At 49.7% G+C, this 12,194-nt stretch carries 12 protein-coding genes; 5 read left to right on the forward strand and 7 right to left on the reverse strand.

The features are described from left to right. Nucleotides 1-8: 8 nt before the first annotated feature. From MYF79_RS15575 to MYF79_RS15595, 5 genes are read right to left on the reverse strand one after another with little or no spacing between them, the layout of a single operon-like run. Nucleotides 9-2,504 (reverse strand): cation-translocating P-type ATPase, encoded by a 2,496-nt coding sequence (locus tag MYF79_RS15575; protein WP_247814891.1) that lies wholly within the window; start codon nucleotides 2,502-2,504, stop codon nucleotides 9-11. Between the two features lies 1 nt (nucleotide 2,505). Further along, nucleotides 2,506-3,279, reverse strand: coding sequence for a TIGR00730 family Rossman fold protein (locus tag MYF79_RS15580; RefSeq protein WP_247814892.1), 774 nt, complete (start codon nucleotides 3,277-3,279; stop codon nucleotides 2,506-2,508). After that, nucleotides 3,266-4,147 (reverse strand): DUF6544 family protein, encoded by an 882-nt coding sequence (locus MYF79_RS15585; RefSeq protein WP_247814893.1) that lies wholly within the window; start codon nucleotides 4,145-4,147, stop codon nucleotides 3,266-3,268. Before MYF79_RS15585 ends, MYF79_RS15580 begins: the two co-directional genes overlap by 14 nt. Before the next feature lie 10 nt (nucleotides 4,148-4,157). After that, the gene (locus MYF79_RS15590; RefSeq protein ID WP_247814894.1) at nucleotides 4,158-5,177 is read right to left on the reverse strand and encodes a zinc-dependent alcohol dehydrogenase family protein; all 1,020 of its coding nucleotides are present in this window, start codon (nucleotides 5,175-5,177) and stop codon (nucleotides 4,158-4,160) included. Next, the gene (locus tag MYF79_RS15595; RefSeq protein WP_247814895.1) at nucleotides 5,170-6,210 is read right to left on the reverse strand and encodes a zinc-dependent alcohol dehydrogenase family protein; all 1,041 of its coding nucleotides are present in this window, start codon (nucleotides 6,208-6,210) and stop codon (nucleotides 5,170-5,172) included. The genes MYF79_RS15590 and MYF79_RS15595 overlap by 8 nt, the downstream gene beginning before the upstream one ends. A gap of 148 nt (nucleotides 6,211-6,358) precedes the next feature. Here MYF79_RS15595 and MYF79_RS15600 point away from each other — a divergent pair, with 148 nt between their 5' ends. Next, nucleotides 6,359-6,820, forward strand: coding sequence for a pyridoxamine 5'-phosphate oxidase family protein (locus MYF79_RS15600; protein ID WP_247814896.1), 462 nt, complete (start codon nucleotides 6,359-6,361; stop codon nucleotides 6,818-6,820). A gap of 103 nt (nucleotides 6,821-6,923) precedes the next feature. Here MYF79_RS15600 and MYF79_RS15605 read toward each other — a convergent pair whose 3' ends face one another. Continuing rightward, nucleotides 6,924-7,745, reverse strand: a complete 822-nt coding sequence (locus tag MYF79_RS15605; RefSeq protein WP_247814897.1) for a universal stress protein — start codon at nucleotides 7,743-7,745, stop codon at nucleotides 6,924-6,926. A 44-nt stretch (nucleotides 7,746-7,789) separates the two neighbouring features. Next, a complete protein-coding gene (locus MYF79_RS15610; RefSeq protein WP_247814898.1) occupies nucleotides 7,790-8,005 on the reverse strand; it encodes a DUF2892 domain-containing protein in 216 nt (71 codons plus the stop codon). A 183-nt stretch (nucleotides 8,006-8,188) separates the two neighbouring features. Here MYF79_RS15610 and MYF79_RS15615 point away from each other — a divergent pair, with 183 nt between their 5' ends. From MYF79_RS15615 to MYF79_RS15630, 4 genes are read left to right on the forward strand one after another with little or no spacing between them, the layout of a single operon-like run. Then, complete coding sequence (locus tag MYF79_RS15615; protein ID WP_247814899.1) at nucleotides 8,189-8,716, forward strand: hypothetical protein; 528 nt, start codon at nucleotides 8,189-8,191, stop codon at nucleotides 8,714-8,716. Then, complete coding sequence (locus tag MYF79_RS15620) at nucleotides 8,703-10,451, forward strand: hypothetical protein (RefSeq protein ID WP_247814900.1); 1,749 nt, start codon at nucleotides 8,703-8,705, stop codon at nucleotides 10,449-10,451. The genes MYF79_RS15615 and MYF79_RS15620 overlap by 14 nt, the downstream gene beginning before the upstream one ends. A 47-nt stretch (nucleotides 10,452-10,498) precedes the next feature. Beyond that, a complete protein-coding gene (locus tag MYF79_RS15625; protein ID WP_247814901.1) occupies nucleotides 10,499-11,338 on the forward strand; it encodes a universal stress protein in 840 nt (279 codons plus the stop codon). A gap of 18 nt (nucleotides 11,339-11,356) precedes the next feature. Beyond that, complete coding sequence (locus MYF79_RS15630; RefSeq protein WP_247814902.1) at nucleotides 11,357-12,193, forward strand: universal stress protein; 837 nt, start codon at nucleotides 11,357-11,359, stop codon at nucleotides 12,191-12,193. Nucleotide 12,194: the final 1 nt, after the last annotated feature.

Below are 12,194 nucleotides of genomic sequence, written 5' to 3' on the forward strand. Positions count from 1 at the left end.
ATCGCGGCTCAGCGCGGTGATGGAAGGAGCCATTTATATATTTCGAACCAGGCAACGCTGACAAACCCGGTAGCCAGGCAGATACCATATTCCCCGATACTTAAGGGCGTGAGCCCGAAAGCGTGCCTGATGCCAGGTACCAGCTGTATCAGGACAAGTAACAGTACAGAAAGCCCTATGATCAATGGTGTCAGGGGATTGTGATAACGTATTGTTTTGAAAAAGGTTTCGGTAAAGGAGCGGTTCGCAAAGGTCAGGCAGATGTTGCTGATGATCAGCGTCGTAAAAACGAAGGTGCGGGTTTCTTCCAGGCTGTGCGCCCGCATAAAGAAAGCAAATAATGACAATACGCCGGCAGTGATAAGCAGGCCCTGTATCATGCTCACAAACAGTTCATTCCTGCTGAAAAGACTGCTTGTCTTTTGCCTGGGAGGCATCTGCATGATATTGTCTTCCACGGGTTCTTTCTCGTAGAATAATGAGCAGGTAGGGCCCATGATCAGTTCCAGGAAGATTACATGAATAGGTGTAAAGATGTTGGGATAGCGCCAGCCTAACAACAGTGGGATAGTAGCCACCAGTATAATAGGAATGTGAATGGATATGATATAACGTATCGCTTTCTTCAGGTTGCTGTATATCCTGCGTCCCTGTTCAATAGCCACGGGGATCATGGCCAGATTGTCGTCGGTGATAACAAGGTCTGCCGCCTGCCTGGCTATTTCAGTGCCTTTTTTGCCCATTGCAATACCCACATGCGCCGCTTTTATAGCCGGGCCGTCGTTCACGCCATCGCCTGTCATGGCAACGATACAACCGTCTGCCTTCAATGCTGCTATCACTTTCTGCTTCGCTTCGGGAAACATCCGTACGTACAATGCTTCTTCTTTTACCATGCGCCGGAGTGTTGTATCATTCATCTGCATCACTTCGTCGCCGGTGAGGCCCTGGCCGCAACCATACATGCCCACTCTCGCCGCTATATAGGCGGCGGTGCTGTGATGGTCGCCCGTCAGCAGCATAACCCTGATGCCGGCATCATATAGTTTGGCAATGACCCCGGCGGCGGACGCTCTTGGGGGATCGTATAGTGCGATGAGGCCTTCCAGCTGCCAGTCTGCCTCATCCTGGGTAGCAGGCATCACATTATTTTTAATGACAGCGCTGGCCACGCCCAGTACGCGGAATCCCTTTCTGCCCATATTATTGGCCTGCGCCATGATCTTTTCCCTGGCAGGGCCCTCAGTATGGCATACCCTCAGGATGCGTTCCACGGCGCCTTTTGCGGCAGCAAGCGCTGCATCGCCCCGGGGATACACGTGTGTCATCATAGGAGGCTTGCCTTCAAGAGGGTATTCGTGTATCATATCGGGGAGGACTATTTCCTGTTGCCTGTCCTTGTGGAATGCCTCCATGATTGCGCATTCCATGTTGTCGAAGGGATGCCGTTCACTGGCCAGGGCGGCAATATACAGCAGGCGACTGTTGCCGGGTGTGTCTTTATCGTCCAGGTCGTGCAATTGTCCGTTGATGTGGTCGTACAGCATGACCACTTTCATTTTATTCTCCGTGAGCGTACCTGTTTTGTCGAGGCACAACACATTGGCTGCGCCCAGGTTTTCCACGATCTGTGCCTGCCTGGGTATAATGCCCATGCGGCTCATGTAGAAGGAGCCCAGGGCCATGAAAGAGGAGAAAGACACGGGTATCTCTTCCGGGATGGCCGCCATGGCCAGGGTAAGGCCCAGCAACAGGCTGGCGGTCCAGTCGCCGCTGCGAATGAAATTGACCGTGAATACAATGGCAAATCCTGCAACGCCGAAGAATGCCAGTTGTTTCACGAAGGCCTGCGTTTGCCGTTGAAGGGCCGTTTTTTCATCGGGTGTGGACGCGATGGCTTTGCCCAGTTTTCCCAGCGTGGTGTTATTGCCTGTATGGGTAATGATGGCCGTACAGGCACCGGAATTGATGGTGCTGCCCTGGTAGAGGGGATGATTGTTGCCCGCCTGTTTTTCGACAGGGAAAGATTCGCCTGTAATAACAGATTCATTGACTGAAAGATCATTGGCGCTCAGGATGACGGCATCTGCGGGAACCATATCGCCTTCATGCAGCAGCAACACATCGCCGGGCACCAGCTCTGTTGTAGCAATGGTTGTCTCCTTCCCATCCCTGATAACGAGGGCCAGGGGGGCGGTATACTGCTTCAGCGCTTCCAGGGCATGTTCACTTTTTATCTCTTCATAAAAAGAGATAGCAGAGACGAGCAATATGGCCGTCAGCATCATCATGCCTTCCGTAACGCTGTTTAACACGAAGTACAGTCCTGCAGCAAATAACAGCATCAGGAACATAGGTTCTGTTACAATATTTTTCAGGATCACCAGCAGGCGCCATTTCCGCTGCCGGGTGAAAACATTTTTCCCGAACTTTTGCTGAATGGCAGGAACGTCCGCAGTACGGAGTCCCCGCGTCGTCGTTGTATGTGTGATGGGGGCATTCATGTTATTCGCCTAAGAGCAGGAATTTTTTATACAATATATTCCTTTTGGAGCGGTATTTCTCTACCGCGTATTTCTCTATGTGCTCCAGCGCTTCTTCGTGAGAGTCGGTGAACAGCATGTATTTCAGGTCCCGGCTATCGATCATTCTTTCCTCCAGCATTTTATGGAAGAGGGGCATCAGGGGCTCCCAGTAACTTTTACCCATCAGTATAACGGGGAAGTCAAGAATGGTTCGCGTCTGTATGAGGGTGAGCGCTTCGAAGAACTCATCCATGGTACCGATCCCTCCCGGCATGATGACGAATGCATAAGAGTATTTAAACATCAGTACTTTCCGTACGAAGAAGTAGTGGCAGTTAAGATACTTCTGCATATAGGGATTAGGTTGCTGTTCTTTCGGCAGGAGGATGTTGCAGCCTACAGAATATCCTTTGGCTTCGTAAGCGCCTTTATTGGCCGCTTCCATAATGCCCGGGCCTCCGCCCGTCATGACAGTAAAACCAAGGCTGGCAATTCCCGCGCCCATCTTATAAGCAGCGTCGTAATAGGGCGTGCCTGGTTTTGTTCTGGCCGAGCCAAATACGCTCACACAGGGGCCCACAAAGTGAAGCGTCCTGAAGCCCCGGATAAATTCCCTGAATATTTTCAGTACAAAACTGAACTCCCGGAACCTGGACCTTGGCCCTTCGAGGAAATACTTCTCTTCATTTGCGGGAAAGCCTGGCCTGGATACAGTATCCTGCTGTTGTTGCTGGTTCGTCTCAGAGATATTCATGCCGTGGAGATTTAGTAAGTTGATATGCCCGGTTTTCGTGATAACTGATGTCGGTTACTGTTAACAGGAACCAGGTAAACCTGCCGTTGTTGAGCAGCCAGCTGACCTGCAGGCGATCGGGGATGCGTATACCATCAAATATACGATAAGCGCCCGGTATAACGTCTACCAGCCAGTCTTCCAGTGTTGAGCGGCCTTTTGCAGCGTAATATCTTTTTGCGGCGATGCTGACAAAATCCCCCTCTTCGCTGAACCGGAAGAGGGCGGATGCAGTAATGCCGCCATAGGTGATGGTAGCCCTGGCTGTCAGCGCATCCTCTTCCTCCCATCTGATATAGTCACTTACTGCTGCATAGGGGAACCACACTATTTCGGCGAGGTACCTTATCATACTGGCCTGGTCAATTTCCGGTCCCTTTGCATTCACAATGGGTATCGCTGAAAGAAGGCTGATCAACATATGCCCTTTACCGTTGACATAGCTGTCTTTGCCGGCGAGGTGCAGTGGCGGGAACATATTCACATCTGCAGACCAGAGGAAAGCGGGAACCGTAGCGCTGAACCATTGTTCCGCGGCTACCGGCATCCATTTACCATTGATGGAGGTTCTCATTTTTCCCTGCTGACGAAGATGTACGCCTCCGTTAAAAGCCTTGTTCAATACACCGCTGCGGGTAAGCCATAACTTAACAATGGGAGGGAGGTGCCGTATAGATGCTTCGGTCAGTATATCAGGGCATCTGGAACAATGCCGGATCAGCAGCATTTCGCGTTCAGCCTCCAGTATTTTATAGAAACGCACATAACAATAGCGGAGTATAAAGGCAATAATAACAGCTATTGAAAGCCATATCCATCCTGGTAGCATAACATTCGTTTTAAATGTGATCAGGTATAAGTACAGCAGCTCCCTTTACCAATCCTTTACGCAGGTCTTCCAGTGCATCGTTGGCTTCAGAAAGCCTGTACTGCTGTATGGTTGTGGTGACCTTTGCCTCTGCGGCTGCTTTAAACAATAGTTCGCCATCTTTCCTGGTAAGGTTCGCAACCGATCTTATGGAGCGTTCTTCCCAGAGAAGATGATAAGGGAAGGAGGGAATATCACTCATGTGTATGCCTCCGCAGATGATCTGCCCGCCTTTATCGAGATGGGGCAATGCTGTCGGTATCAATTCGCCTGCAGGTGCAAAAATGATGGCCGCATCGAGCTTCACAGGTGGCGCCTCGCCGGAACTGCCGGTCCACACGGCCCCCAGTTCTATGGCAAACATCTGTGCGAGTGTGTCATGTTGCCGGGTAAAGGCATAAATGGATTTATGCTGATGTTTTGCGATCTGTGTCAGGATATGCGCGGCGGCGCCAAAGCCGTATATGCCTATGTGTTGTGCATGCTGGCTGACCATCTGCCAGGAACGGTAGCCGATCAGTCCTGCGCATAAAAGCGGCGCTCCCGCAGCACCGGCATAAACAGGTGGCAGCAGGAAGCAATACCGTGCGCAGGCTGTTGTATATTCTGCATATCCTCCGTTGATAGTGTAACCTGTAAAGAGGGCCTGTTCGCAGAGGTTTTCCTGCCCGCGCAGGCAGTATTTGCATTTACCGCAGGTATATCCCAGCCAGGGAACACCCACAATATCGCCGGGCCGGAAATGGTCTGTACCGTGGCCGTTCCGCACGACCATCCCCACTATTTCATGTCCCGGTACCAGGGGTAGTTTTGGAGATGGCAGTTCGCCATCTATAATATGAAGGTCAGTCCTGCACACACCGCATGCAATCACCCTGATCAATACCTGCCCGGGTGCGGGCACTGGTAAAGGCAGTTGCTGCAATTGCAGCGGTGAACGGGGAGTTTCCAGCACCATGGCCTGCATGGTGCCGGGTAGTCCGTTAGTCATTCGACAAAATTACTTTAAGTGATTTCTCTTTTTCGGCCTGTCCGAATGTTTCATACGCCTGCATGATATCTGCGAGCCGGAAGCGGTGTGTAATGAGCTTCAGCGGATCCAGTTTTTCAGCTACCACTGTTTTCAGTAACAAAGGCGTCGTAACCGTATCTACCAGTCTTGTGGTGATAGTGATATTCTTTGCCCACAGGCTTTCCAGGTGCAGGGCAGCCGGTTTCCCATGCACACCTACATTGGCCACGCAACCGCCGGGACCGATGATGGACGTACACAGCTCGAAGGTAGCGGGAACGCCTACTGCTTCAATAGCTGTATCCACGCCGTGGTTGTCTGTGATAGCCATGATCCGTTCTATCGTGTTCTCTTTTGAACTGTTGATGGTATGCGTAGCGCCAAAATTCTTTGATACTGCCAGCCGGTTATCGTCCAGGTCTATCATGATGATAGCCGAAGGCGAATAGAATTGTGCCGTCAGTAAGGCTGCCAGTCCGATGGGACCGGAACCAACGATGGCCACCTTGCTACCAGGTTGTACACGGCCATTCAACACGCCGCATTCATAGCCGGTAGGCAATATATCGCTGAGCATTACCAGGGCTTCCTCATTGGCGCCCGCCGGTATATGGTAAAGGCTGGTGTCTGCATAAGGTATTCTTACATATTCCGCCTGGGTGCCATCTATCAGGTGACCCAATATCCATCCGCCATTTTCGCAATGGGAATACATGCCCATCCGGCAATATTCGCATTTGCCACAGGGAGTGATGCAGGAGATCAGCACATGATCGCCTTTTTTGAAGTTGCTGACACTGCTGCCTGTTTCTTCTATGACGCCAACGCCTTCATGACCCAATATACGGCCATCGGTGACTTCGGGCACATCACCTTTCAGAATGTGAAGGTCTGTACCGCAGATGGTTGTTTTGAGGATCTTTACGATAGCGTCTGTGGGGGCTGTTATAACGGGTTTGGGTTTTTCTTCAAACGATTTCCGGCCGGGGCCATGATATACGAGTGCTTTCATAACTTCTTTTTCAGGCAAATTAGCAGAGATGTCCCGGCAGAGGAATGATGAAAGATAAGGTAAGCGATGATTGTCATCATTGTCCTGCGCGCTTAAATGGGTTCTCTTTGTATTGTTTACCTATTGTTCACATTTAAACCAGGTATATATGTTAGGCACGCTCTCACAAAAACAGATAGATGAATTACTGACCAGGAACGTAACCGGCCGCATTGGTTGCCATGACGGAGACCACATCTATATCGTTCCTGTGAGTTATGCTTACAATGAAAAATATATCATTGCCCATTCCAGGGAAGGGCTGAAAATAGAGATGATGCGAAAAAATCCCAAAGTGTGCTTTGAGGTAGACGAGATCCATGACCTTGGCAACTGGCAATCTGCCATTGCACAGGGTACTTATGAAGAGATCACTGACGAAAGGGAACGCTATTATGCCATGAAATTCCTTGTAAGCCGCCTGAAGCACCTGAAAATAGGCGAGACCGCCAGGCTGCCCCATATGGCCATCGAGGGCGGAGCGGAGGAGGATGTTCCGGTTGAGCTGCGCCCTGTTGTATACAGGATAAGGCTGGACCATTTAACAGGACGTTTTGAATCTTCTATATGAGCATATAATCATTGCATTACACACGATACCCCTATTTAAACACCAAGGTCTGCTGGAAAGCAGACCTTATCATTTTGGTGTTAACGACTATGTACTGTTACTGTTACCTATGCGCGATGAAAACCGGAAATTGTTTTTCCGCTATTACATCGGAAGCAAAACTACGTTTGAATATCTGTGAGAAGCCGGAACGTCCGAATGCACCGCTTACAAGTATTGGCCGGTCCAGATCGGAGATCCAGGTAGAGAAATAATCGCGTGGGTTCGCCTCTAGTTCGTAAAAGGTCAGATCGCTGAAATGACGCGCTACCAGTTCCCGGATATAATCTTCATCAGGAATGCCTTTACCTTCTTTCTTCCCGGCATACACGAGTATGCACTGGTTCCTGCACAGCTCAGGGAAGAGATAGGCAAACTGCTTAATGGCGTAGACAGATGCACTGCTGCCATCGTAGGCGAGTACTACGGTTTCAGGATAATCAAATTCTTCGGGTGCGATGAGTACCGGGCATTCTGCATCGTGTAAGGCGTCCCGCAGGTACTCATTCGGGTTTTCCAGTCCCAGGTTTTCGTAAAACCGCTGGCTGCCTAGTATCATAAGATCTGCATAACGGCTTTCCTTTTGTAATTCCGGTAATGCAAATGAGCTGAAGTCGCGGTGTACACGGTGCTCAATATTATGCCTTACGCAGTCTTCCTGGAACTTCCTGATGTTGGCAGCTACAATATCTGCATCATAACTTTCCAGGAGAGGTATATATACTGTACCGCCGCCACCTGCATAACTCCAGGAGCTGGCAAAATCTACCTGTGGTAAAAAGGCGCCGGTGAGCAGGATAGGCTCTTCGTCATTCATGCTGCTGGCGAAGTTGAATGCACCCCTTGAATAATGGGTGCCGTCAAACGACAATAATATCTTTCTCATTGTGATTTAGTTTTTAATGATAACAGGGATGTATATAAAAGAGATCATGTGTGAGAATGACGGGACCTGCAGGTACTGATGCCAAACAGGCTATAAAGGGGGCAGCTTGCCACGAGGCTTGTCAGGAGGAATACGGCTGCAATGATGGTGATGGCAATGGCGACGCCTCCGGTCACTATTTTGTTATAAACAAAGAAGAGGGCTGCTAATGCCAGTGCAACCCTGACGATCCGGTCAAACTGGCCCATATTTTTTTTCATAGCATAAGTTTTAAGTACAGTACCAAAATTAAGTGTTGTAAGCTCTGCAGGTGGTGACCTGCATCATCACAACAGATGATTATAATATGCCAAAGCAGTAACGGGCGTTATTGAACAGCCAGGAGATTAGCGATAGCTTTGAAACGGATCATTTTATTTCCCCAACTATATAAACACCCGGTTATGAGAGGCAATATTTTTTCGCAGGCCTATATGCTATCAAATTTTATTGCGGTGCTGATCCTGTATATCAGCATCATTAAACCCGTTTTTGGCAGAATGTGCATGTCTCTGTTGTTCCTCGGGGGCGCTGTTGTTAATACCGTTATTTCCATCTCCCATCCACAGATCTACATGACCTACGCAGATGTTGCGGCCCTGCCTGCATATGAAGCGTTCATCAACGGGTACTTTAGTAGTCATATTACCGGTTTTGTGCTGTCGATAGCTGTGGGGCAAGCGCTGATCGGGCTTGCGTTGTTATGGAAAGGCCCATTGGAAAAGATTGCGCTGGGAGGAGCTGTTGTTTTCCTGCTGGCCATTGCCCCGCTGGGCGCGGGTGCTTCTTTTCCCTGCACTGTCATACTGGCCATTGCCTGTTTGTTCCTGATGCGGGAGAAAAAGATCAGTCCCTGGCCACTGGCCATCCTGTACATGACAACACTGCATATTAAGTCATCCAAAAAACTATCATCATATGACCGTTATTAGTCCTGCAACCTCATCACGCTGCAAAGAGCATTTAGCTGAGATCTATCATAACATGTCTGCCTGTTACAGGTATCAGGGTCGTGTAACGGTAGCCAGGGCCTATGAAAAAATGGCCATTGAAATAAGTAAGCTGAAAAATGATATCGGCAACTATCTGCATGCTGCACAAAACGGGGAGCTGTCTGACCTGCCGGACACCCTGATAAGGGACCTCCGCGAGTTTGCAAGTACCGGTACACTGAGAAAATATATGCGCCTGATCCAGAAAGTGCCTGTTGAACTGCTGGAGATCCTGGAAGTTAAGGGATTTGGGGCGAAGCTGGTCAGGAAGCTGTATGAAGAGCTGAATATCGGCACTATCGAGCAGTTGAAGGCCTTTATTATATCGGGTAAGCTCAAGCGGGTGAGAGGGCTCAGTAATGCAAAGATCGATGATCTGAAACGCAGTCTCAAACTGTATAAATCCAAAGGTTCCCGTTTGTTGTTATGGGACGCCATTCTCCAGGGAAACGAGATACTCCGGGTAATAAGGCTGATCCCTGAAGTGGATGCTGCATCGCTGACCGGCAGCCTGAGAAGAGGCGCGGAAACGGTGGGCGATATTGATATGGTGATAAAAGTAGCAGACGAAGACAGGGAGCGGTTTTTACAACACCTGATGGAGGTACCCCAGGTACAAAGCCTGGCAGCTGCCGGCAGGAAAAGGGTTGCTGCTGTATTGTACAACGATACACAGCTGGATATCAGGATCGCGGATGATGATACTTATGGCGGTACGCTGTTGTATTATACCGGGGCCCTGGAACATATCAGCCAGCTGAGCGAAAGGGCACAGAAGAAAGGGTTTGAGCTGACGGCTCAGGGCCTCTTCGAGCTGGAAAGCGGTGTGCATGTGGCTGGCCGCACAGAAGAAGATATATACAGGCGGCTGGGCCTGTCCTTTATTCCTCCCGAATTGCGTGAAGGCGGCCGGGAAATATTCAGGGCCGCGCGCAATATGTTGCCGGAACTGATCCATGCCAGCCAGATGAAGGGCGACATGAGGATACATACTAATTACGGGAAAGGGGAGGACAGTATTTCTTCCATTGCCCATTATGCATTAAATGCCTTCCCGCATTACGAATATATTGTTATATCCGACCAGTTGCCAGCTGCTGCCTATGCCGGGCAGTTTGCTGAAATAGACCGTGTGAACAGGAGCATCGGGTTCCCTTTCCTGAAGAAAGGGATCGTGGTGGAGATGATGGAAGACGGTTCCACCGGTATTCCTGACGAGCTGCTGCAACAGGCTGACTGGGTAACAGCTGTCATCAATGAAACAGATGCTGAGCATTACAGGAATAAACTGATACAGGCATGCGAACATCCTTACATCAACTGTATTGCCAATCCTACAGGACGGATCATCGGGCAGCAGGAACCAGGGCCGCAGGACTGGTCACAGATCTTTAAAAGGGCCGCGCTTACCGGTACTGCGCTGGAGATCAATGCACAGCCGCAAAGGCTGGATCTTTCAGATCATCTGCTGAAAGGCGCTGCCGAAAAAGGTGTGAAGATCGTTATCAACAGCTGCGCACAGCTGTGCAGTCACTACGACTATATGCAGATGGGCGTCATCATGGCCCGCCGCGGATGGTGCAGCCGGGAAAATGTGCTGAATACCCTGCCCTGGGAAGAAGTGGAAGGCTTTAAACGTTTGTCTGCCGCCAATGCGCGGGTAAAGCTGCATTAGAGAATACCCTCACAGATTATTACTCATCACATAAAATGATATTTTCCATGAAAAAGATACTATATGTAACAGACGTGGTAAAACTGGACCCGGCCACGCTCGATTTTGCCTGCTACCTGTGTAATCTCTCCCATTCAAAACTGACAGGCATCTTCCTTGAAAATCTGAGAGGTGAGGCGCGGTCCGGAAAGATGTTGAAAGAAACGGCCCTGGAAGGCGGTATCAATGTACAGACGGAGAATGTGGAAGAACTTAAAGAACAATGCCTGGCCGACAACATCCAGTTGTTCAAAGACAGTTGTGAGAAGCGGGGTGTAACAGGCATCGTTCACCGCGATCTGGGAATACCACTGGAAGATGTTGTGATGGAAAGCAGGTATGCCGACCTGCTGCTGATAGATGCTGCTACCTCTTTCTCCGTTGCGAAGGAAAACGTTCCTACCAGGTTTGTGACAGATGTACTGGCCGATGCGGAATGCCCTGTTGTTATTCTGCCGGAGAGCTTTGAGGGCCTGAACAAGATCGTATTTACCTATGACGGACGCGGTTCCTCTGTATTTGCCATCAAACAGTTCACCCAGCTGTTCCCCGAGTTGAAAGAGCATCCCGTGGTGGTGATCACGGTTATGGAAGACAAGAATAAACCTTCTCCTGAAGAAAGATATAAGCTGAAAGAATGGTTACATGATCATTACAGCGATGTGGATTTTATTGTCATGGATGGTAATGTGAAAACCGGTTTGTTAGACAGCCTGCTGCTGCGCGATAAAGACTTTATTGTGATGGGCGCTTATGGCAGAAATGCTTTTTCCACCCTCTTTACGCCAAGTCACGCCGCCCCGATACTGAAGCTGATAGCACAACCCGTATTCATCGCACATCAGTAAACCCACAATAGCATTCGTATGAAAAAGATCATTGCCGCATTCGACGGACTTAAATTTTCCGACAGCACCCTGTCTTATGTCCTTACCCTCGGGCAACAGTGTGAGGCGCATATTGTAGGTGTCTTCCTGAATGATATGACCTACTACAGCCGGAATCCCTACAGGGTACTGGTTGAAGCCGACAACAATTACACTACACTGGAAGCGCTGCAGGAAGAGGATGCCGCCACCAGGGCGAAGGCAGTGGAAAAGTTCAGCGCCGCCTGTAGTGAGGCCGGCTTGAATTACAGCGTACATAAAGACCACAACATCGCCCTGATGGAATTATTGCACGAAAGTACCTATGCTGATCTCGTTATTATCGAGGCAAATGAGACCTTCAACAGGTATACGGAAGACCTGCCCACCCGTTTTATCAGGGATTTCCTGGCCGGTGTGCAATGTCCTGTGCTGCTGGCGCCAAAGTTTTATATACCTGTTGTGAAAACGATCCTGTTGTACGACGGACAGCCCTCTTCGGTGTATGCGATCAAGCAGTTCGGTTACCTGCTGCCGGTGTTGAATGCATTACCTGCCGAGGTCATTACGGTGAAAGACAGCAAGGAAGATCTTCACTTGCCGGATAACAGGTTAATGAAAGAGTTTATGAAACGGCATCAGCCTAACGCTACCTATACGGTACTGAAAGGTGATCCGGAAGAAGAGATCGTTTCCCGCCTGAGAAGTGAGGACGCTAAGGCCCTTGTTGTTGCGGGCGCCTACAGGAGAGGAGCAGTATCAAGATTCTTCCGGAATAGCATGGCCGATGTGCTGATGCGGGAACTGAAATGGCCCCTGTTTATTGCTCACCAGTAAA

The organism is Chitinophaga filiformis, from assembly GCF_023100805.1.
Taxonomy (GTDB): domain Bacteria; phylum Bacteroidota; class Bacteroidia; order Chitinophagales; family Chitinophagaceae; genus Chitinophaga; species Chitinophaga filiformis_B.